At 70.3% G+C, this 20,455-nt stretch carries 16 protein-coding genes; 8 read left to right on the top strand and 8 right to left on the bottom strand.

Annotation, left to right across the window (positions count from 1 at the left end; genetic code table 11):
* Window positions 1–56 precede the first annotated feature (56 nt).
* From ACSYDW_RS17980 to ACSYDW_RS17995, 4 genes are all read left to right on the top strand, one after another.
* Window positions 57–965, top strand: a complete 909-nt coding sequence (locus ACSYDW_RS17980) for a TrmH family RNA methyltransferase (RefSeq protein WP_438340105.1) — start codon at window positions 57–59, stop codon at window positions 963–965.
* A 167-nt stretch (window positions 966–1,132) separates the two neighbouring features.
* Window positions 1,133–2,080, top strand: coding sequence for a cation diffusion facilitator family transporter (locus ACSYDW_RS17985; RefSeq protein WP_438340106.1), 948 nt, complete (start codon window positions 1,133–1,135; stop codon window positions 2,078–2,080).
* A 2-nt stretch (window positions 2,081–2,082) separates the two neighbouring features.
* Window positions 2,083–2,517 (top strand): (deoxy)nucleoside triphosphate pyrophosphohydrolase, encoded by a 435-nt coding sequence (locus ACSYDW_RS17990; RefSeq protein WP_438340107.1) that lies wholly within the window; start codon window positions 2,083–2,085, stop codon window positions 2,515–2,517.
* On the top strand, window positions 2,514–3,137 hold the full coding sequence (locus ACSYDW_RS17995) for a pyroglutamyl-peptidase I (RefSeq protein WP_438340108.1): 624 nt from the start codon (window positions 2,514–2,516) through the stop codon (window positions 3,135–3,137). Before ACSYDW_RS17990 ends, ACSYDW_RS17995 begins: the two co-directional genes overlap by 4 nt.
* 33 nt (window positions 3,138–3,170) lie before the next feature.
* Here ACSYDW_RS17995 and ACSYDW_RS18000 read toward each other — a convergent pair whose 3' ends face one another.
* Both ACSYDW_RS18000 and ACSYDW_RS18005 read right to left on the bottom strand, forming a co-directional pair.
* Window positions 3,171–3,806, bottom strand: a complete 636-nt coding sequence (locus ACSYDW_RS18000) for an SIMPL domain-containing protein (protein ID WP_438340109.1) — start codon at window positions 3,804–3,806, stop codon at window positions 3,171–3,173.
* On the bottom strand, window positions 3,803–4,300 hold the full coding sequence (locus tag ACSYDW_RS18005; RefSeq protein ID WP_438340110.1) for a hypothetical protein: 498 nt from the start codon (window positions 4,298–4,300) through the stop codon (window positions 3,803–3,805). Before ACSYDW_RS18005 ends, ACSYDW_RS18000 begins: the two co-directional genes overlap by 4 nt.
* Window positions 4,301–4,449: 149 nt before the next feature.
* Between ACSYDW_RS18005 and ACSYDW_RS18010 the strand changes: the two genes are divergently transcribed.
* Window positions 4,450–5,112, top strand: coding sequence for an LppM family (lipo)protein (locus ACSYDW_RS18010; protein WP_438340111.1), 663 nt, complete (start codon window positions 4,450–4,452; stop codon window positions 5,110–5,112).
* A 139-nt stretch (window positions 5,113–5,251) separates the two neighbouring features.
* Here the strand turns inward: ACSYDW_RS18010 and ACSYDW_RS18015 are convergent, their stop codons facing one another.
* Window positions 5,252–7,156, bottom strand: a complete 1,905-nt coding sequence (locus ACSYDW_RS18015) for a penicillin-binding transpeptidase domain-containing protein (protein ID WP_438340112.1) — start codon at window positions 7,154–7,156, stop codon at window positions 5,252–5,254.
* 152 nt (window positions 7,157–7,308) lie between these two features.
* Between ACSYDW_RS18015 and pheS the strand changes: the two genes are divergently transcribed.
* Together pheS and pheT are read left to right on the top strand one after the other, a co-directional pair.
* On the top strand, window positions 7,309–8,397 hold the full coding sequence (pheS, locus tag ACSYDW_RS18020; RefSeq protein ID WP_438340113.1) for a phenylalanine--tRNA ligase subunit alpha: 1,089 nt from the start codon (window positions 7,309–7,311) through the stop codon (window positions 8,395–8,397).
* A 3-nt stretch (window positions 8,398–8,400) separates the two neighbouring features.
* Window positions 8,401–10,941: a phenylalanine--tRNA ligase subunit beta gene (pheT, locus tag ACSYDW_RS18025; protein WP_438340114.1), complete on the top strand. Its 2,541-nt coding sequence runs from the start codon at window positions 8,401–8,403 to the stop codon at window positions 10,939–10,941.
* 82 nt (window positions 10,942–11,023) lie between these two features.
* Here the strand turns inward: pheT and ACSYDW_RS18030 are convergent, their stop codons facing one another.
* The 5 genes from ACSYDW_RS18030 to ACSYDW_RS18050 all read right to left on the bottom strand — a co-directional run bounded on the left by ACSYDW_RS18030 (window position 11,024) and on the right by ACSYDW_RS18050 (window position 19,186).
* Window positions 11,024–12,034, bottom strand: coding sequence for a helveticin J family class III bacteriocin (locus tag ACSYDW_RS18030; protein WP_438340115.1), 1,011 nt, complete (start codon window positions 12,032–12,034; stop codon window positions 11,024–11,026).
* A 330-nt stretch (window positions 12,035–12,364) separates the two neighbouring features.
* Complete coding sequence (locus ACSYDW_RS18035; protein ID WP_438340116.1) at window positions 12,365–12,880, bottom strand: OsmC family protein; 516 nt, start codon at window positions 12,878–12,880, stop codon at window positions 12,365–12,367.
* Window positions 12,881–12,968: 88 nt separating this feature from the next.
* On the bottom strand, window positions 12,969–13,853 hold the full coding sequence (ppk2, locus tag ACSYDW_RS18040; RefSeq protein ID WP_438340117.1) for a polyphosphate kinase 2: 885 nt from the start codon (window positions 13,851–13,853) through the stop codon (window positions 12,969–12,971).
* 102 nt (window positions 13,854–13,955) lie between these two features.
* Entirely contained in the window at window positions 13,956–15,386 is a 1,431-nt protein-coding gene (locus ACSYDW_RS18045) for a M1 family metallopeptidase (RefSeq protein WP_438340118.1), read from the bottom strand.
* The gene (locus ACSYDW_RS18050) at window positions 15,383–19,186 is read right to left on the bottom strand and encodes a Pls/PosA family non-ribosomal peptide synthetase (RefSeq protein WP_438340139.1); all 3,804 of its coding nucleotides are present in this window, start codon (window positions 19,184–19,186) and stop codon (window positions 15,383–15,385) included. The genes ACSYDW_RS18045 and ACSYDW_RS18050 overlap by 4 nt, the downstream gene beginning before the upstream one ends.
* Window positions 19,187–19,673: 487 nt before the next feature.
* Between ACSYDW_RS18050 and ACSYDW_RS18055 the strand changes: the two genes are divergently transcribed.
* Window positions 19,674–20,423: a 4'-phosphopantetheinyl transferase family protein gene (locus tag ACSYDW_RS18055; protein ID WP_438340119.1), complete on the top strand. Its 750-nt coding sequence runs from the start codon at window positions 19,674–19,676 to the stop codon at window positions 20,421–20,423.
* The last annotated feature ends 32 nt before the right edge of the window (window positions 20,424–20,455 follow it).

Consider the following 20,455-nt stretch of genomic DNA (forward strand, 5'->3'; position numbering starts at 1 on the left):
GGGACGGAATCCTCGCGATTCCGTCCCATTGTCGTATCCCCGGTAAAGTCGTAGTCATGAATCACCCCGCAGAGAACGAAGAAACCATGACCAACGTGCGCGCCGAGAAGGTGCGCGAGGTCGCGAGACTGGCGACGCGCACCGGTCGTGCCCGCAGCGGGGAGTTCCTGGCCGAGGGCCCGCAGGCCGTCCGCGAGGCCATGAAGACGCACATCGCCCGCCAGGCAGAAGGCAAGGACGCCGTGGTGCGCTCCATCTTCGCCACCGACGACTGCCTGGACCGCTACCCGGAATTCGAGGAGATGGTTGCCAAGGCCCCCGGCGTGCGTGCCCGCCTGGTAAGTCCCGAAGTGCTTGCAGCGATGGCCGACACCGTCACCCCCCAGGGCATCGTGGCCGTGTGCGCGATTCCCGAGGTCGAGCTCGCGGACGTGCTGGCCACCAAACCGCGCCTCGTCGCAGTCCTGTGCCGCGTGCAGGACCCGGGGAACGCCGGAACCATCCTGCGTGCCGCCGACGCCGCCGGCGCCGACGCCGTGATTGTCACCGGCGGCAGCGTGGACATCTACAACCCCAAGGCCGTGCGGTCCACCGTGGGCTCCCTGTTCCACCTGCCGATCGTCTCCAACGTCTCGCTCTCTGATGCCGTAGCCGCGCTCAAGGGCCAGGGCAGCACCATCCTCGCAGCCGACGGGTACGGGGCCGCGGACCTCGACGCCCTGCAGGACGCCAGCGCCGCCCGCCGCACCGGCGGATCGTTCGAATCGGCCGAGGGCGACCCGCTCCTGGAGGACCCGACCGCCTGGCTCTTCGGCAACGAGGGCCAGGGGCTCAACGAGGACGAGCTCTCCCGTGCCGACCACCGCGTGGCAGTGCCCCTCTACGGCATCGCCGAATCGCTGAACGTCAGCACCGCGGCCACGGTCTGCCTCTACGCCTCCGCACGCGCGCAACGCCGGAGCTAGCCGCAGGGGCGCACCCCCGCAGACCCGCCTCCCTCGAACCCCGGGCGCCACGCTGGCGCCCGGGAGCCCCGTGATGCATGAAGCGGCCCCGGCACGCGATAACGTTGGAACCGAATTCAGGGTCCGGCCATCGTCGGGCCATGCGCACGAACGAAAGGGGCAGGTCCATGGCGGCCTCCGGAGGAACAAAAGCGGTAGTTGCCGCGTTGGCGGCGAACCTCACCATTGCGGTGTTCAAGTTCATCGCGTGGGCGGTCACCGCATCGTCGTCGATGCTCGCCGAAGCGATCCACTCGGTTGCGGACTCGGGAAACCAGGTGCTGCTGCTGGTGGGCGGGAAGAAGGCCCGCCGTGAGGCGGACGCCCAGCACCCCTTCGGCTACGGACGCGAACGCTACGTCTACTCGTTCATCGTTTCGATCGTCCTCTTCAGTGTCGGCGGCCTGTTCGCCCTCTACGAGGCGTGGCAGAAGTTCCTCCACCCGCACGGCATCGAGGGCAAGTGGTGGTGGGTGCCGCTGGCCGTGCTGGTCGGTGCCATCGTCGCCGAGTCGCTGTCCTTCCGCACCGCGATCATCGAGTCGAACCACGTGCGCGGCAAGCAGTCCTGGTCGAAGTTCATCCGCACCGCCAAGGCCCCGGAGCTTCCGGTGATCCTGCTTGAGGATTTCGGAGCGCTCGTCGGCCTGGTGCTGGCTCTCTTCGGCGTCAGCTTGACCCTGATCACGGGCAACGGCGTCTTCGACGCACTCGGCACCGCGTGCATCGGCCTGCTGCTGGTGCTCATCGCGATCGTCCTGGCCATGGAAACCAAGTCCCTGCTGCTGGGCGAGTCCGCGACGGCAGAACACGTCGCGGCCATCGGCGGCGCCATCACCCGTGACGGCGCCACGCTGATCCACCTCAAGACCCTGCACCTGGGCCCGGAGGAAATCCTGGTGGCAGCGAAGGTCTCCGTCGCCGAGCACTCGAGCGGCGAGCAGATCGCCGCCGAGATCGACGCGATCGAGGGCAGGATCCGCGACGCGGTGGCCCTCAAGTGCGTCATCTACATCGAACCGGACATCTACGCGGGGACCCTCCCCGCCGCCGCCGGCGAGAGCGCCGCGCGCTAGCCATGGGCATGAAGCAAATCGTCGCCGCCGCAATCCTCGACTCGCTGGAGCGGCCCACCCGGCTGCTCTGCGCACGGCGCACCGCCCCCGCGGCCGTTGCGGGAATGTGGGAGTTCCCCGGCGGGAAGCTGGAGTCCGGGGAAGATTGCCGCGATGCGGTGCACCGGGAGATCCGCGAGGAACTCGGCGTCGAGGTGCGCCTGGGCAGCGAGGTCTTCGGCCCGCTCGAGCAGGGCTGGGAACTGAACGGGCAGGCCGCCATGCGGGTGTGGTTCGCCGAAATCACCGACGGCACCCCGCAGGCCCTCGAGGACCACGACCTTCTTGAATGGGTGGAGCTGGAAGGCCCCGCACTGGAATCGCTCGCCTGGATCCCGGCGGACCTGCCCATCGTGCGCGCGGTGCTGGCCGAGGTCCAGGCCGGGGCCACCCGGTGATCCTGCTGACCGGGTTCGAACCCTTCGGCGGGGACGGGTTCAACCCGTCCCGGGAGATTGCGTTCCGCGCGGCGCGGATCCTTGCCGCGCGGTCGATCCCGGCCAAGGCCGCGGAGCTGCCGTGCGTCTTCGCGCTGGCACCCGAGAGGCTTGGCGAATTGGTCGACGGGCACGGACCGGAGGTCGTCATCAGCCTCGGGCTGGCGGCCGGCCGGGACGCCCTGGGCCTGGAGAAGGTGGCCATCAACCACGTTGATGCCAGGATCCCGGACAATGCCGGAGAGCAGCCGATCGACCGCCCCGTGCTGCCCGGGGGAGCGGACGCCTACTTCTCCACGCTGCCGCTTAAGGGAGCGCTGCGTGCCCTGGAGGCCGGGGGCGGTGCGGTGCGTGCGGAGATCTCCTATTCCGCCGGCACCTTCGTGTGCAACCAGGTCTTCTACGCGCTGATGCACCGACTCCGGGAGACCCCGGGGACACGTGGAGGATTCATCCACGTTCCGTGGCTGGAAGCAGGGGACCCCGGGATCGAGGAGCACGCGCGTGCCGTGGCGGACATCGCCGTCCTGGCGCTAGGCACGGAACCCGAGCCTGTTTTCAGCGCCGGCCGGGAATCCTAGAAATGCGGCCGGCGACCCACGCCGCCGGCCGGATCAGCCTCGCTCCAGGAGTTCCCAGCGCACCTCGAGGGTCGCGGTGAGTTCCTGTTCGCCGGCTGCCACAGGCATCGAGGCTGCGGCCATGTCGGCGGCCTTGACCCGAAGCACCGGCAGCGCGCCGTCCTGGGTCACTTCCTTGACCCGCAGCGCCTTGCCCAAGGTGCATCCGGCCAGCGCTGCCAGCTGCTCGGCCTTGGCCCGGGCCTCGGCGAAGGCCGAATCGCGTGCCGCGGACCAGGCGAGCGAGGGATCGGAAACCTCCGCCTGCACCGAGTGGATGCGCAGGGCGTCACCGCCTGCGGCCACCGCGGCGCCGAGCACGCCTGAGACCCGGGCGATGTCCACCTGCGCGAGCCTCAGCGTGGTGTCGGCCTCGTAGCCGGCCAGGACGTTCTCGTCGTTGCGCCACACAGTGCGGGCACGCAGCCCGATGCCGGTGGTCGACAGCCTGGCACCCGGTGCCGCGTCTTGGAGCGTCGCCACCAGGTCACCGGCCCGCGACGCTGCCAGGGAGTAGGCGCCCTCGGCCCGGTCGTGGCGTGCCTCGACGCCCAAGGTGACGGCCATGGTGTCCGGCACTGCGCCGGCCGTGGCCGACCCGAAGACCGTGATGCTGTTCGTCGTGCTCATGCGTGGGTTCTCCTTGAAGGGTTGGAGGCAGGCTTCGGGCGGGATGCTGCGCGGGCCAGGCCGGCGGAAATCCGCGGCATGATCCTGGTGGGTGGGTGCTCCACGTACCCGCCGGCCCGCAGGTCGGCCCGCCGCTCGAAAAGGTTGCGGGAGGCGGGGTCCCCGGTGCGAAGCCACGAGTAGCAGGCGGCCAGGAAGTACAACGGAATGAAGGGCAGCCCCAGGCACAGCGCGTACTGGGTGGCGTGCACCGATTCGTGGTCCAGCAGCTCTGGGTGCTGGGCGGGTGTGCGGAAGTCCTTGCGAAAGAAGACCACGTTGCCTACCGTGAAGGCACCGGCAACGGGCAACCGTGGCCGGTAGTCCAGTGCATGGATGAGACCTCGTTGGCCGGGTTCGATCCGGCATCCGGTGCAACGGGCAAGTGCCAGGCCGCTCGGCGTGCTGAGGTTCAGCCAGTTCAGCCACGCCCGGAGACTTTCCCACTTGCCCATGGGCACCAGTGTAGCCAGAGGCCCGCGAGCGGCAAGAGCGCAGGTGGGACCGTTGGCCGGAATTGTTTGGCGCACGGCTCCAACCGCTAGAGTTGGAACTCAATCGGGGGAACAGCTTTCAGATCGTGCCCCCACATCGAGGAGAACTTATGAAGAAGATCGTATCCGTCATTGGTGTCATGGTGGCATTGGTACTGAGCTTGACCGGTTGCGTGAAGATGGATGTGGATCTCGCCGTTTCCAGCCCGGAGAAGGCGACGCTGGGTATGGTCGTTGCCGTGGACAAGAGCGCCCTGGGCGGCCGCAACTTCAGCGATGCCCTCCAGCAGCTCGGCGGCTCCGAGGAAGCACTGTTCAAGAACTTCCCCGAGGGAGTCGAGCGCGCGGCCTACGACAAGGACGGTTTCCAGGGCTTCAGCTTCACCGCTACCGACAAGTCGCTGACCGAGATCGGCGATCTTTCCGGCCAGCTCGGCCCGAAGGTCGAGATCGAGTTCCGTGACGGACTGTACTACTTCACGGGCCAGGGGCTGGGCGGCAACGACAACGCCGCGATCACCGAGGCTAACATGGTCGTCACCTTCCCGGGCGAGGTCACCGAGGCCAGCGCGGGCGCCGTCATCGAGGGCAACACCGTCACCTTCGACATGCGCAGCGCCACCGGACCGCTGACCGCGACCGCCAAGGAAGCCGACCACAGCGCGATCTACCTTTCGCTGCTCTTCGGCGGCCTGGCACTCGTGGGTGCCGTTGTTGCCGTGGCCATGATGCGCAAGCCGGAAGAGGCAGCGGCGCACACCGACCACGCCTAAGCAGCACCCAGCCGATCCTGTGCCGCGGGAAGCCCGGGGCATCGATCGGCAGGCATGACACAAAGGGACGAACGCACCGGAGCGTTCGTCCCTTTTGTCTTGGGTCCGGAGCCCGGAACCGGGTCTGCCGAACCCCGGCCTACTGCAGCCCTTCCAGGAACTTGGCGACGACGGGGCCCGCCGTTTGGGACCCGCCGCTGCCGTCGGCCACGAAGACCGCGACGGCCAGGTCGCCCTGGGCCACGATGGTCCAGGCATGGGCGTTGCGCTCGGAATCGTACTCGGCGGTGCCGCTCTTGCCGATGAGCGGCTTGCCCGGGATCTTCTTCAGCTCCTTGAGCGTCCCGTGGTCGACGACCTCCGCCATCATGGAGGCGAGTTCCTTGGCCTCCTGTGAGCCCAGTGGCGTCTTCGGCTCGGGGCCAGCGTCAGGCTTGGGCGATTCCACCAGGTGCGGGCTCACGGTGGCGCCACGGGCCACCGAGGCCGCCACGGTGGCCATGCCCAGCGGCGAGGCCTGGACCACGCCCTGGCCGATCCCGTTGGCGGCCAGCTCGGTGCCCGTGGAGTCCTCCGGGACCGACCCGAGGAATGATGCGGCCCCGGTCGCGGCCTCGAGATTGAGTCCCAGCGAGGCGGCGGCTTCCGCGAGGGCAGGCGCCTTGACGTCCTGGGCGCCCTGGAGGAAGACGGTGTTGCAGGACTGGGCCAGGGCCTCGGAGAGCGGGATCTTGCCGATGGCCGCCGCGGGGTAGCCGTCGTAGTTCTTGAAGCTCTTGCCGTCCACGCTCATCGTGGCGGGGCAGTCGACGGTCGTCTGGGGGGTGTCGCCGGAGCGCAGCATGGCAAGGGCCGTGACCACCTTGAACGTGGAGCCCGGCGCGTACTTGCCCAGCAGCGCCGTGTTTTGCGCGTTGGCGGCGGGACCGCTGGCCGCGGCAAGGATGGCGCCGTCGGAGGGCCGCACCGCGACGAGGGCGCTGTCGCTTGCCGCATCCACCAGCAGCGACTCCGCCAGCGTCTGGGTGTCCCGGTCCAGCGTTGTTTTGACGTCGGCCCCGTCGACGGGCTCCGATTCAAGCAGCGTGGAGACCTGTTTCCGTTGCGCGTCGTAGGTTCCGATGGTGTAGCCGGGTACACCGGCGAGCGTCTCCTGGTAGTCCTTCTGCAGGCCCGAGAGCCCGACCACGTCCCCGGCCTTGAGCTGGCCGTTGGACTCCGTGACCATCTCCGCGGTGGCCTCGCCGACGGAGCCGAGGATCGGGCGGGCGAAGGAACGCGTGGGGGCCAGGGGGAGGGACGTCGACTGGACCAGGGCGCCGGGGACAGCCTCGAACTGGGCCCGGGTGATCTCCAGATCCTCATCGTCGCGCAGGGTGATGGCCTGGACGAAGGCCCGGGGGCCCGCGGCCTCGACGCGCTTGGCGTAGTCGTCCGCATCGATCTCCACCAGCTTGGCAAGTGCCTTGGCGGAGGATGCCCACTTGGACTCCTCGAGGCCTTCCTTGTTGATGCCCACGTTGATGACCGGGCGCTCCGTGACAAGGGTCTGGCCCTGGTTGCCCAGGATGTCGCCGCGGACCGCGGCCACGGTCTTTCGTGCCACATATTGGCCCGCGGCCAATCCGGGCACTGCGATGGCGGGGTCGTAACGGACCTTCCAGGCCTTGGCGGACTCGTCCAGCTCCAGCGTCGCGGTGGTCTTGTACGCCCAGTCGGTGTCCGTCGCATCCAGGTCCCACACGGTGCTCAATGTGGCAGTGGCGGTCTTCGGGTCCGCGGAGCCCTCGTCGACGGCCACCGACTCCAGCGACACCGTGCGGGGGACGGACCCCATGGGTGCCAGCGCCTGGCCGAGATCGGCCGCTGCGGTCTCGGATCCGGGCCCGGTGAGCGGAACCCCGGAGAGCTCCAGGGACCCGATCCCCGTGGCCAGGAGGGCGGCAGCGGCATCGGGGGAGGGCGGGGCCGAGCACGCGCTCAGGGAGCCAAGCATCAGGAAGGCGGCGGCGGGCAGGGCACAGGTTTTTGCAACACGAGACATGGGAACCACTATTGCCTACAGCTCGAGGCGATGTCCACGACCCGCGCCGCCGACGCACGGGCGCCGCGATTCAGTGCCCGTGCATTCGAGCACCTAGAATGGACAGAGAAAACCAGAGACGCAAACAACAGTGAAAAGGGCCAAAGAACCCCATGTCTGAACCCACGAGTCCGGAAGCGGCCGTCATCGACGGCCATGCACCGGTCGTCCCGCATCCCACCGACGAGGCTGGCATCGACATTGCGGTGCAAGCGGCACTTGCAGCCTTTGCCGCTGCGACAAACCTGGACGAGCTGAAGACGGCGCGCCTGGCCCACACCGGCGAGAAGTCCCCGCTGTCGCTGGCCAACCGCGAGATCGGCCGCCTGGACAAGAGCGAGAAGGCCGTCGCCGGCAAGCTCATGGGTGCCTCGCGCGGTCGCGTCAACAAGGCGCTCGCCGAACGCACCGCGGTCCTCGAGGAAGAGGACGCAGCACGCATCCTCGTCGAGGAGACCGTCGACGTCACCGCCGCCCCGCGCCGCCGCCGCGCCGGTGCACGCCACCCGCTCTCCACGCTGCAGGACCGCGTGTCCGACATCTTCGTGGGCATGGGCTGGGAAATCGCCGAGGGCCCCGAGGTCGAGTCCGAGTGGTTCAACTTCGACGCACTGAACTTCGCCCCGGACCACCCGGCACGAGAAATGCAGGACACCTTCTTCATCGACCCGGTGGACTCGCACCTGGTGCTGCGCACCCACACCTCCCCGGTGCAGGTCCGCTCCATGCTCGAGCGCGAGGTGCCGATCTACGTGCTGTGCCCGGGCCGCGTGTACCGCACCGACGAGCTCGACGCCACGCACACCCCGGTCTTCCACCAGTTCGAGGGCCTGGCCATCGACAAGGGCCTGACCATGGCCGACCTGCGCGGCACCCTTGAGCACTTCGCCCGGCAGATGTTCGGCGAGGACGCCTCCATCCGCCTGCGCCCCAACTACTTCCCGTTCACCGAGCCCTCGGCCGAACTGGACATCTGGCACCCCGGCGCAAAGGGCGGCCCCCGCTGGATCGAGTGGGGCGGCTGCGGCATGGTCAACCCCAACGTCCTGCGCGCCGCGGGCATCGACCCGGAGGAATACTCCGGCTTTGCCTTCGGCATGGGCATCGAGCGCACGCTGATGTTCCGCAACGAGGTCCCCGACATGCGCGACATGATCGAGGGCGATATCCGCTTCAGCGAGCACTTCGGGATGGAGATCTAAGACATGCGTATTCCACTTTCATGGCTGCGCGAGTTCGCGCAGGTTCCGGCCGATGCAACGGCCGAAGACGTCATGGCGGAACTGGTCAAGGTGGGCCTCGAGGAAGAGGACGTGCACCGTCCCGCCGACGAGCTCTCCGGCCCGATCGTCGTGGGGCAGGTGCTCTCCCTGGTCAAGGAGGAGCAGTCCAACGGCAAGACCATCAACTGGTGCCAGGTCCGCGTGGTCCCCGAGGGCCAGCCGCAGACCCTGACCCACGAGGGCATCGACCCCTCCGGCGTGCAGGGCATCATCTGCGGCGCGCACAACTTCGTGGAGGGCGACAAGGTCGTCGTCACGCTGCCCGGCGCCGTGCTGCCCGGAGACTTCAGGATCAGCGCCCGCAAGACCTACGGCCACCTCTCGGCCGGCATGATCGCCTCCTCCCGCGAGCTGGGCATCGGGGACGACCACGACGGCATCATCGTGCTCTCCCGCCTGGGCCTGGACCCGGAGATCGGGACCGACGCGATGGAGCTGCTGGGCCTCTACGACCAGGCCGCGGAAATCAACGTCACCCCGGACCGCTCCTACGCGTTCTCGATCCGCGGCGTGGCCCGCGAGTTCGCGCACGCCACGGGCACCGCCTACACCGACCCGGCCTCGCTGGTGGTCGTTGACGCGGCAACGGGGCCCGGCCACCCGGTCACCCTGGCGGACACCGCGGGGATCTACGGCAAGGACGGCTGCGACCGCTTCGTCACCCGCAGCGTCACCGGCGTCGACGCCTCGCTGCCGACCCCGCCGTGGATGGCCAGCCGCCTGAACCTCGCGGGCATGCGCTCGATCTCGCTGGTCGTCGACATCTCCAACTACGTCATGCTGGAGCTGGGGCAGCCGCTGCACTTCTACGACGTCGACAAGCTCACCGGCGGCATCACGGTGCGCCGTGCGAACCCGGGGGAGACCCTGCAGACCCTGGACGGCAAGGAGCGCAAGCTGCACGTCGAGGACCTGCTGATCACCGACGGCTCGGGTGCCATCGGCATCGCCGGCGTCATGGGCGGGGGGGCCACCGAGGTCTCCGAGACCACCGCCAACGTGCTGATCGAGGCCGCGCACTTCGAGCCGATCTCGATCGCCCGCTCGCGCCGCCGCCACAAGCTGCCCTCCGAAGCCTCGAAGCGCTTCGAGCGCGGCGTCGACTGGGAGATTGCAGACGTTGCCGCGCAGCGTGCCGTGGACCTGCTGGTGGAGCTGGCCGGCGGCACCGCCACCACGCTCATCACCGATGTGGGAACCGCACCTGCCGGCGTCGTGATCGACCTGCCGGCGCACTTCGCCTCGCAGCTGATCGGCGTCGAGTACACCGAGGACCAGATCACCTGGGCCCTGACGGAAATCGGCGCTCAGGTCGAGTCCGTCGAGGGCGGCTACCGGGTCACCGCGCCGTCATGGCGCCCGGACCTTGCCACCAAGCAGGACCTGACCGAGGAAATCGCCCGCCTGGTGGGCTACCACCTGATCCCGGCGACGCTTCCCACGGCCCCTCCGGGCCGCGGCCTGACCCGCACCCAGTCCCAGCGCCGCCGCGTCATGGCCGCGCTGGCCGATGCTGGCCTGACCGAGGTGCTGTCCTACCCGTTCGTCTCCGCAACGCAGAACAACACGTTCGGCGCGCCGGTGGCCGGCGAGGTCCCCGCGGTCAAGCTCTCCAACCCGCTCTCGAGCGAGTTCGGCTCCATGCGCACCTCGATCCTGCCGGGCCTGCTGGGCATCGCCCGCCGCAACCACGGCCGCGGGTTCCGCGACCTGGCCCTGTACGAGGCCGGCCTGGTGTTCCTGCCGGGCGAAAAGACGGGCACCGAGACCATCCCGCCGCTGGGCATCAAGCCCTCCGACGCGGAGCTCGACGCGCTGTACGGCGGCCTGCCGCACCAGCCGATGCACATCGCCGCCGTGCTTACCGGGCACGATTCGCCCGTCGCGGCGGCCCACGTCCCGCGCGTCTACGACTGGGCCGACGCGCTTGATGTCGCCAAGCTGGTCTCCGACGTGCTTGGCGTGGAGGTCGTTGTCTCCCAGGGCGCCCACCAGGCGTTCCACCCGGGACGCACCGCGGCGCTCGCGCTGCGCAGCGGCACCCCGGTGGGCTACGCCGGCGAGCTGCACCCGAAGCTGCTGGCCGAGCTCGACCTGCCCGAGCGCACCGTCGCCATGGAGATCGACGCGGACATCCTCTTCGAGGCATCCGCCGACGTGATCGTGGCCAAGGAGATCTCCACCTTCCCGATCTCCACGCAGGACGTCGCCCTGGTGGTCGACGCCCACGTGGTGGCCGCCGACGTGCTGGAGACCCTGCGCGAGGGCGCCGGCGAACTGCTCGAGGACATTGCGCTCTTCGACGTGTACTCCGGCACCGGCATCGAGGACGGCAAGAAGTCGCTGGCCTTCGGCCTGCGTTTCCGCGCCGGCGACCGCACGCTGACCGCAGACGAGGCCTCCGAGGCGCGTGCCGCCGCAGTGGCCCTGGCCGCCGAGCGTTTCGCCGCCGTGCAGCGCTGACTCGCACTGAACACCGGGGCCGGCCGCCCTCCCGAACACGGGGGAGCGGCCGGTCTCCGGCGTTAAGGCCCACGGCGGAACGTCATTCCCTGAACCTGTACACCCGGAAGATCTTGCGCCCGTTGCTGTCTCGGATGGTCGGGTTCAGGCTGTGCATCACGTGGACCTTTCCGCCCCGGGTCGGGTCTGCTTCGACCTTGATGCCCTCGGATTCGAGGTCGCCGAGATACTGGCCCTTGATGATGTAGGTCCGGTCGTGCTTGATCTTCCCGCTGTTCGTGTAGGCGTAGCGGTAGATCGTTGGCGATTTTCCCGCGGGGCCGCCGAAGACGTAGAGGAACTTCTTGTTGGTTCCCACGCCCTTGATGTCGAAACCCTGGAACGAACCGTGCGGGCGTGCCGGTTCCTTGAAGCGGGACACCATCAGGTCCTTGGCCTTGGAGATCGCCAGCTTCTGTCCGGGTGCCTTCAACATGCGCCCGGTCAGGGCTGCGGTCTTGTACACGGCGTAGTGGTGGGAGGACCCGACCGTGATGCTGATGGCCAGCCGGTCGTCCCCGTCGGCCAGTGCCACGTTGCTCCGGTAGGCGTTGCCGGACTTGCCCGGGACGATCGCCGCCAGGTTCTTCAGCATGCCCACCCTGTGGTAGCTCGCCTTGCGCGAGCCCGCGGGTGCCTTCTTGTACTGGATCAGCGAGATTGTCCGTGAGAAGTAGTACGGCGGGACCCCGTTGGAAGTGCTCCCGATCCACAGGTAGGTCCGGCCGTTTTTCGTGTAGACCTCGAGCGATTCGCCGTGCCCGTACCCCTTCAGCATGACGCTGTCCCTCTGGGTGCAGGTTCCCGCCGGCGTGCGGGTGCACCTGGAGACCCTGGTATCCTGGCCGACCTGCTGGGCGATGTAGACATCCTTGCCGGCGCCATGGTCGAATGCCTGGATCGCCTGGTCCTGCGCGGGAGGATCGAACCTGAAGACCCGTTCGGGTTTCAAGGCGCGCTTGGCGATCGAATCGGCAGCCAGCCCGGGTGAAGCAGAGGTGATGAGCAGTGTGGCCAAGGATGCGGCGACAAGCCTGAGCATCGTTTTTCGCATAAGACTCTGCCCTCCAAACAACGTTGAAGTAGGTAGCTTGCTAAGTCTTTGGGGCCCAAGTGGAACCAGTATATGTCCGCGTCCAGCAACCGCAAGAGGCCGCCGAAGGGATTGCCTCGACAAACCACACCATGCGCTGCCGCGGTGCGCTGCCATGGACCATCGCCATGAGGCCGCCCTGTCATTCGCGCTTGCCATCCGTCGTGGTGAGGCCTTGCGCCGCAGGGCCCGGGCACTGGTTCCCACAACGGTGCAACCGGAACAGTGGCAACGGGCATCAATTCGCGTCGCTCGTACGTAATTTGCAGGTGCGCCGGCCCGCGACCGTACTCAGTCCACGGTGGTGGCGGTGGAAGCCACTTCGACGTGCAGGCCGGCCCGCAGCGTCTGCAGGACCACGCAGTACTTCTCCGTTGTCGCGACAAGGTCCGCGACCTCTTGTTCGCCGGCGCCGGTCCGCAGCTCGAAGGAGAGCCGGATGGCCCGGAAGCCCACCGGCGCATCGGGATCAAGGCCCAGGGTGCCGCGCACATCCAGGTCGCCCTCGGCCCGCACCGTGCCGGAGACCTCGATCGCGCGGTTGGTGGCCACCGCGGCCAGGGTGACCCCGGCACAGGCCACCAGCGCTTGCAGCAGCAGGTCCCCGGAGCAGGCCAGCGAGCCGTCGCCGCCTGTCGCAGGGTGCAGGCCCGCCTCCACCAGGGCACGGCCCGTCTGCACGGAGCAGGACAGGCCCTCCCCGCCCAGGGTCCCGCTGGCCTTCAACAGGATGGTTCCGGCTTCCGGACGCTCCCGGTAGAGCTGCTTGAGCGGTTGCTGCACGCTGCGCAAGGCGTCCCTGTCCATCTGCCCGATCCCGTCCCGTAGGTTCCATGCGGGGCACGGCCCCGTGCCTTGATTATGCGCCGGGATGAAGGGGGCAGCCAGAGATCCCCTAGAACTCCTCGCCGTCGGCGATGACGGCGGAGGCCGGGCCGACGATGTGCGGGTCCGGGGTCCCGACCAGCTCGTGGTCCTTGCCCTCGTAGTCGAAGAGGCTCAGCACGTGGCGCATGGCCTCGAGGCGGGCGCGCTTCTTGTCGTTGGACTTCACCACGGTCCACGGCGCCCATCCGGTGTCGGTGCTGCGGAAGGTTTCCTCCTTGGCCGCCGTGTAGGCGTCCCACTTGTCCAGCGAGGCCAGGTCGGTGGGGGAGAGCTTCCACTGCCGCACCGGGTCGATCTGGCGGATCGTGAAGCGGGTGAGCTGTTCGCGGCGGGAGACCGAGAACCAGAACTTCACCAGGGTGATCCCGTCGTCGACGAGCTGCTGCTCGAAGGCCGGGGCCTGGTGCATGAAGCGGTCGAACTGTTCCCGGGTGCAGAATTCCATGACGCGCTCGACGCCGGAGCGGTTGTACCAGGAGCGGTCGAAGAGCACGATCTCCCCGGCCGCCGGCAGGTGGGCGATGTAGCGCTGGAAGTACCACTGGGTGGTTTCGCTTTCACTGGGCTTGCCCAGTGCGACGGTGCGTGCCCCGCGCGGGTTCAGGTGCTCGGTGAAGCGCTTGATGGTCCCGCCCTTGCCGGCGGCGTCGCGGCCCTCGAAGAGCACCACGAGCCGGCGGCCGGTGGCCTTGATCCAGACCTGGAGCTTCAGCAGCTCGATCTGCAGCAGCCGCTTCTCCATGTCATACCGGGTGCGGTCCATGCGCTTGGGGTACGGGTAGTCCTCGCGCCAGGTGTCGACGGGTTCGCCGGAGGCGGTGAGCAGCACCGGGTCGTCATCGTCGTCGTCGCGGACGGAGTAGCCGTGGGCGGCCAGATCAAGCATTTGCATGCCTCGAAGCTACAGAGGCCGGGTGAACGGCGGGTGAACGCAGGGTGCCCGTGAGGGGTCTGACATGGACCGGCACGCAACAGACCGCTGCGTGGCAGCCCCTCAGCCGCGCAGCGGCCCGGCCTCCGGGAACGGCGGCAGGGCCTCCTGCAGGAGCCAGGGAGCCATGAACGCGGCGGCGGGCAGGCCCAGGGACAGGTGGGCGTCGAGGTGGCCGAGGAAACCCGCGGCCGTGACGGTCCCGTGCCGCCCCGCGGCGCTCCACGAGCGCAGCATCGCGAAAAAGGCCCGGTCCCCTGACGCCAGGCGCAGGGCGTGCAGGGCCAGGGCTCCGCGCTTGTAGACCCGGTCATCGAACATGTCGGCGGGCCCGGGGTTCCCGACCGCCAGGTCCTGTGGCAGGGCCGCGAGCATCGACCAGGCCCCGCGGGCGCGCTCGTCGGCGCCGAGCGAACCCGACGCCTCGGACCAGATCCACTCCGCGTAGCAGGCGAAGCCCTCGTGCAGCCAGATGTCCCGCCACGCGCCGGCGGTCAACGAGTTGCCGAACCACTGGTGCGAGAGCTCGTGGGCGATCAGCCGCTGCTGCTCCCAACCCGGGGCCAGGTGGTTTTTGCCCAGGATGCAGATGCCGTGCGCCTCCAGCGGGATCTCCAGGTCGTCCTCGGCGACCACCACGGTGTACTCGGCGAACGGGTAGGGGCCGAAGGCGTCGGTGAACGTCTCGATCATCCGCGGCTGGTCGGCCAGCGCCGCGGCGGCTGTCCGCTGCTGCGCCGGGCTCGCGGCAATCCACTGGGGGACCGCGTGCGGCGCCTCGGCGTGCCGCCCGCCCTCGGCGGCCCCCGTGCCCTCCAGTGCCCGGAGTTCGTAGCGCCCGATCTGCAGGGTCGCCAGGTAGCTGGCCATGGGCTCGTCGACCTCGTAGGTCCAGGCCTCCCGGGTGGCCCGGCGCTGCCGCTCGACAAGGCGCCCGTTGGCCACCGGGCGGTAACCGGCGTCCGTGGCGATGCGGATGCTGTAGGTGGCCTTCTGGCTGGGGTGGTCGTTGCAGGGGAACCAGGTGGCGGCCCCGTTGGGTTGGCCCGCCACGAGTACCCCGTCGGTGAGCTCCTCCCAGCCGACCTCGCCCCAGGCGCCCCGGCGCGGGCCGGGGTTCCCGCCGTAGCGCACCTCCACGGTGAATTGCTCGCCGGCGGGCACGGGGGAGGGCAGCTGCAGTTCCAGCTTGCCGGCTTTCTGCGTGAACCTGGAGACCTTGGCGCCGTTGAGCTGGCAGCGCGAGGCCCGCAGCCCGGAGAGGTCCAGGTCGAGGCGCTGCAGCTTGGCAGTGGCCACGGCGGTGATCACCGCGCGCCCGTCCAGCCGGTTGCCTCCGAGCCGGCAGTCCAGGTCGAGGTCGTAGTGCAGCACCCGGTAGGCGGCGCTGCCGGAGCGGGGCACGTACGCGTCGGGCAGGAAGGGCGCGGCCGGGAGGGACGTGGACGGCGAGGCGTCGGGCCCGTCGGTGCGGTGTGGCGGGGTGTGGCTCATGGCTGCGGGGGACTCCAGGGTTGGACGGGGTTTCCCATCCAGTAGCTCGACGGGGGCACTGAGTCTCCGCGCATCACCAGCGACCCCGGGCCGACGGTGGCTCCCGCGGCCAGCGAGGCGGCCGGCAGGATGACCCCGTGCGGGCCCAGGGTGGATCCCGCGGAGAGTTCCACCGTATCAATGGCCATGACCCGGTCGTGGAAGAGGTGGGTCTGGACGACCGTGCCGCGGTTGACGGTGGCGCCGTCGCCGAGGGTGACGAGGTCGGCCTCGGGGAGCCAGTAGCTTTCGCACCACACGCCGTGGCCGATCCGTGCGCCCAGCGCCCGCAGCCACCAGACCAGGGCGGGGGAGCCGGCGGCAGCGTGGGCGAACCACGGGGCGCAGACCATCTCGATGAACGTGTCGACGACCTCGTTGCGCCAGATGAACGAGCTCCACAGCGCGTGCTCGCCTGGCCGGATGGGCCCGACCAGCAGCCACTTGGCGGCGACCGCCGAGGCCGCGGCGACGGCCCCGGCGGCCAGCATCACGGCGCCGCTGAGCAGCGCCGCGACGAGGTAGCCGTAGCCGGCGGCCAGCACGTCAAGCAGCACCAGCACCAGTGCGGCAACGCCCACCGTGACGACGACCGGCACGAACCGGCACAGCTCCCACAGGGCGCGGGCCACCTTCAGGCGCAGCGGCGGGGCGTAGGTCACCGAGTCGTCCGCGGCCACCGCGGTGCGGCGCAGGCGCACCGGCGGGCTGCCCAGCCAGGAGGTCCCGGCCTTCGCCTTGGCCGGGGTGGCGGAAAGCACCGCGACCAGGCCGTTGCGCGGCACCCGGCGCCCGGCCCCGGCGATGCCGGAGTTGCCCAGGAAGGCGCGCTTGCCGATCTTCGCCCGTCCGACCTTCATCCAGCCGCCGCCGAGTTCGTAGGTGGCGACCATGGTGTCGTCGGCCAGGAATGCGCCGGAGGCGATCGTCGTCATCTTGGGGATCAGCAGCACCGTGGAGGCCTCCACGTTGCGCCCGACCTTGGCACCGAGCAGGCGCAGCCACACGGGGGTGAAGAGCGAGGCATAGAGGGGGAAGAGCAGGTCGCGCGCCATGTCCAGCAGGCGTTCGGTGGCCCAGACCTGCCAGCCGGTCCGGCTGTCGACCCGGTGCCAGCCCTCGCGCAGGCCCAGGCCCAGCAGCCGGGTGGCGGCGAGCACCAGCAGCATGTTCAGCAAGAACCAGGTGAGCGCGGCGGCGGGGACTGCCAGCGCGAGCCGGGCCGGGGAGTCGTGCAGGGATTCCTGGCCGCGCAGCAACAGGGCCGCCACGCACACGGCACCGGCGATCGAGAGCAGCGGCAGCGCGCCGAGGGCCGCGGAGGCCAGCGCATACACGGCGCGGCGTCCGCGTCCGGCGCCGCGGGCCCCGGCCTCGGCGGGCCACTGCGGCTTGGCCTTGCCCGTGCGGGTGGCCGGGGAGCCCGAGTAGGCGGAGTGCGCCTTGGTGGACCCGGCCAGGGCCGAGCCCGCGGCCAGCACCACACCCTCGGCGAGCACGGAGCCGGGCATCAGGGTGCTGCGCGCCCCGACGATGGCCCCGGCACCGACCTCGACGGAACCGACGTGGACCCGGTCGCCGTCGATCCAGTATCCGGTGAGGTCCACCTCGGGTTCGATGCTGGCGCCGTGCCCGACGCTCAGCAGCCCGGTGACCGGCGGGATCGAGTGCAGCTGCACCCCGGTGCCGACCGTGGCGCCCAGGGCGCGGGCGTACCACTGGATCCAGTGGGCGCTGCCCAGCGAGACGGGGTCCGCCAGGTCGGCCACCTGCTGGGCCATCCACAGCCGCAGGTGGACCTTGCCCGAACGCGGGTAGCTGCCGGGTTCCAGGTTGCGCAGCAGCGTGCGGGCCGCGGCCACGGAGATGAGCATGCGCCCGGGGGAGGAGGCGAAGAGCAGCCACAGGGCGCCGACCGCCCACCAGGAAAGCCGTGGCGCCTCGGTGAACACGCCCAGGGCGCCGAGCACGTTGTTGCCCGCCGCCAGGTACACGAGCCAGCGCATGCCCACCAGGATGAAAGTGGGCACGCCCATCAGCGTCTGGAAGACCTGGGCCTTGCGGGTGGTGCGCGCCACGGCGCGGACCTCGACGGGTTCGTCGGAGCCCGCACCCAGGGCCTCGATCAGCGACCCGAGGCGCGGGTGGGAGTAGATGTCCGCAACGGCGACCGTGCGGTGGCGCTCGCGCAGGGCGGAGACCAGCTGCGCGGCGGCCAGCGAGCCGCCGCCGGAGGCGAAGAAATCCGCGTCAAGGGAGGTGACGGGGGTTCCCAACACGCCGGTCCAGCGTTCGATGACCCAGCGGGCGTCTTCGCCGAGCTCCGGCAGTTCGCCCTCGGTCTCGGCGGCCCCGGCCAGCGGCCAGGGCAGGGCGTGGCGGTCCACCTTGCCGCTGGTCTTGGTGGGCAGCGTGTCCACCACGGCCAGCAGCGGGATGAGCGGGGCCGGGAGCATGCCGGCGAGCCGTTCGCGGGCCGCGGGTGTGTCGTAGGTGGGGTCGGCGGCCAGGTACCCGACGAGGACCTGGTTTCCGGCGGCCGTGGTCTTCACCGCCGCCGCGGCTCCGGAGACCCCGGGCAGGGACTGCAGCGCGGCGTCGATCTCGCCCAGCTCGATGCGCCGGCCCCCGAGCTTGACCTGCTCGTCGAGCCGGCCCAGGAAGATGAGCCCTTCCGGGTCGGCCTGCACCAGGTCGCCCGAGCGGTAGGCCCGCTGCCAGCCCAGCGACTCGAAGGGCGCGTACTTTTCGGCGTCCTTCCCGGGGTCCAGGTAGCGGCCGAGCCCGACACCGCCGATGATCAGCTCCCCGCTCTGCCCGGGGGCCACCGGTACGCCTTCGGCATCCACGACTGCCAGGTCCCAGCCCTCCAGCGGCAGCCCGATCCGCACCGGGCCGCTCCCGTCCATGCGGGAGGCGCAGGCCACGACGGTGGCCTCGGTGGGCCCGTAGGTGTTCCAGACCTCGCGCCCGGTCACCGCCAGGCGGGCCGCAAGCTCCGGCGGGCAGGCCTCCCCGCCGAAGATCAGCAGGCGCACGTTCTCCAGCGCCTCCGCGGGCCAGAGCGCGGCGAGCGTGGGCACCGTGGAGACCACCGTGACGCCGCGGGTCACCAGCCAGGGACCCAGGTCCATGCCCGAGCGAACCAGCGCGCGCGGGGCGGGCACCAGGCAGGCCGCGTGGGCCCAGGCCAGCCACATTTCCTCGCAGGAGGCGTCGAAGGCGACGGAGAGGCCCGCCAGCACGCGGTCCCCTGGCCCCAGCGGCCCGGCGGCGAGGAAGATCCGGGATTCGGCGTCGACGAAGGCCGCCGCGGAGCGGTGGGTGATGGCCACGCCCTTGGGGGTGCCGGTGGATCCGGAGGTGAAGATGACCCAGGCGTCGTCGCCCGGCGCCGCGGCGCGGGCGGGTCCGGGGTGCGGGCCCTCGCGCAGGGAGTCGATGGCGCCCCGGGCCCCGAGCACCGCGGCGACCCCGGCCTCGGAAAAGACAAGCCTGGCGCGTTCCTCCGGGTCGTCGGCGTCGACCGGTACGTAGGCGGCGCCGATGGACAGGGTCGCGAGGATGCCGATGTACAGCCCGCGGGTGCCCGAGGGGATGCGGATGCCGATGCGGTCCCCGGCACCGAGCCCGGCTGCGCGCAGGCGGTGTGCCGCCTCGCCGACCGCCAGCAGGAGTTCGGCGTAGGTGAGCGGGCGCTCGCCGTCGTCGAGGGCCGGTGCGTCGGGGTGGGCCGCGGCGCTGGCCTCGAGGATGTCCATGAGGGTGCGCGGTTCCGGGGCCAGCTCGCTGCCGGGGTACTGCGGCAGGAACCCGGGGCCGGTGGCCTCCCGGAGGGAAGTGCTGGGGCTTTGTTCCACTGTGGCTTTCCTGAAGCGGTGCCCGGTCCTCCCGTGCGGGGGTCCGGGGCATGGGGCCCGGCGCCGTGGCAGGGAGGCACACCGGTCAGGTGGCTGCCACCGCACGGCCGGCATGTACGGGATCACCGTAGCGATGAAAGGTTAACGGAAGGTGTCCAAGTGCGTGCGGACAAGGTGTTTCGGGACGCCGGGCGTCACAAATCCGGGCCGGTGGAGCGGCACGGTACGGGCGCGCGGAGCGCCCGGCCGGCGCGCGGGATAACCTTGGCACAGAAAGAGCCCGTGAACCCCGGCGCCGGCAGACACCGGGCGGGAGGTTCCGGGCACGGGCGATTCCAGGCCGGGGCGATTCCAGGCACGGACGGCACGGGACGGAAGAGGCAGGGGCATGGGCCACCGGGAGGACAAGGCAGGGCCGGCTCCGGCCGACTGGCCGCGCTGGGCCGCCGCCCCGCTGGCTGAGGCAGCCCGTCACCCGGAGGTGCGGCTCTCCGACGGCGAGGTCGAGCGCGCCGGCGGGTACCGAGCCGGCCGCCCCCGTGAGGATTTCACGGCGGGCCGCGTGCTGGCGCGGGTGCTGGCGGCAGGGCTGCTGGGTAGGACCGGGGAATCCCCGGTGCATCCCGGGGAACTGGTGCTTGCCCAGCACTGCCCCGCCTGCGCCTCGTCCCTGCACGGGGTGCCGAGGATCGTGGTGCCGAGGTCCGGGCTCTCCTTCGCCGTCTCCTATGCGCGCACCGCGGGCTGGATGTTGCTGGGCCTGGCTCCCGCGACATGGCGCATCGGGGTGGACCTGGTGGACCTCGGCGATCCGGTGTTCGCCCCGGAACCCGTCGACGGCGCCTTCGACGCCTACGCCTACGCGCCGGGGGAGGTCGCGCAGCTCGCCGCGCTGCCGGGGCCGGAGCGGAGGATCCGCAGGGCCCGCTGGTGGGCGCTGAAGGAGGCGGTGGCGAAGGCTGCCGGCGAGGGCATCGCAGGCAGCGGCGGGATCCCCGTCGTCGACGGGCCCGCACGCCACCTGTTGCTGCGCAGCCCCGGGACCGGCTGCGCGGAGCTGGGCCCGGGGATGGCGGACCGGCTGGGGCACATGCTCCCCGAGCACCTGGTCGGCAGCATCGTCTGGGCGCCGCGCTGAGGATCCCGCCCGGCCCGGACAGGCCGGACAGG

This window comes from Paeniglutamicibacter selenitireducens, assembly GCF_051550675.1.
Classification (GTDB): domain Bacteria; phylum Actinomycetota; class Actinomycetes; order Actinomycetales; family Micrococcaceae; genus Paeniglutamicibacter.

Excerpts from the sequence above, each read along its gene's own strand:
- pheS (WP_438340113.1), top strand. The coding sequence starts at position 7,309 with ATGTCTGAACCCACGAGTCCGGAAGCGGCCGTCATCGACGGCCATGCA.
- ACSYDW_RS18015 (WP_438340112.1), bottom strand. The coding sequence starts at position 7,156 with ATGTCTCGTGTTGCAAAAACCTGTGCCCTGCCCGCCGCCGCCTTCCTG.
- ACSYDW_RS17980 (WP_438340105.1), top strand. The coding sequence starts at position 57 with ATGAATCACCCCGCAGAGAACGAAGAAACCATGACCAACGTGCGCGCC.
- ACSYDW_RS18035 (WP_438340116.1), bottom strand. The coding sequence starts at position 12,880 with ATGGACAGGGACGCCTTGCGCAGCGTGCAGCAACCGCTCAAGCAGCTC.
- ACSYDW_RS18045 (WP_438340118.1), bottom strand. The coding sequence starts at position 15,386 with ATGAGCCACACCCCGCCACACCGCACCGACGGGCCCGACGCCTCGCCG.
- ACSYDW_RS18000 (WP_438340109.1), bottom strand. The coding sequence starts at position 3,806 with ATGAGCACGACGAACAGCATCACGGTCTTCGGGTCGGCCACGGCCGGC.
- ppk2 (WP_438340117.1), bottom strand. The coding sequence starts at position 13,853 with ATGCAAATGCTTGATCTGGCCGCCCACGGCTACTCCGTCCGCGACGAC.
- ACSYDW_RS18030 (WP_438340115.1), bottom strand. The coding sequence starts at position 12,034 with ATGCGAAAAACGATGCTCAGGCTTGTCGCCGCATCCTTGGCCACACTG.
- ACSYDW_RS18010 (WP_438340111.1), top strand. The coding sequence starts at position 4,450 with ATGAAGAAGATCGTATCCGTCATTGGTGTCATGGTGGCATTGGTACTG.
- ACSYDW_RS18050 (WP_438340139.1), bottom strand. The coding sequence starts at position 19,186 with ATGGACATCCTCGAGGCCAGCGCCGCGGCCCACCCCGACGCACCGGCC.
- ACSYDW_RS18005 (WP_438340110.1), bottom strand. The coding sequence starts at position 4,300 with ATGGGCAAGTGGGAAAGTCTCCGGGCGTGGCTGAACTGGCTGAACCTC.
- ACSYDW_RS18055 (WP_438340119.1), top strand. The coding sequence starts at position 19,674 with ATGGGCCACCGGGAGGACAAGGCAGGGCCGGCTCCGGCCGACTGGCCG.
- ACSYDW_RS17990 (WP_438340107.1), top strand. The coding sequence starts at position 2,083 with ATGGGCATGAAGCAAATCGTCGCCGCCGCAATCCTCGACTCGCTGGAG.
- pheT (WP_438340114.1), top strand. The coding sequence starts at position 8,401 with ATGCGTATTCCACTTTCATGGCTGCGCGAGTTCGCGCAGGTTCCGGCC.
- ACSYDW_RS17985 (WP_438340106.1), top strand. The coding sequence starts at position 1,133 with ATGGCGGCCTCCGGAGGAACAAAAGCGGTAGTTGCCGCGTTGGCGGCG.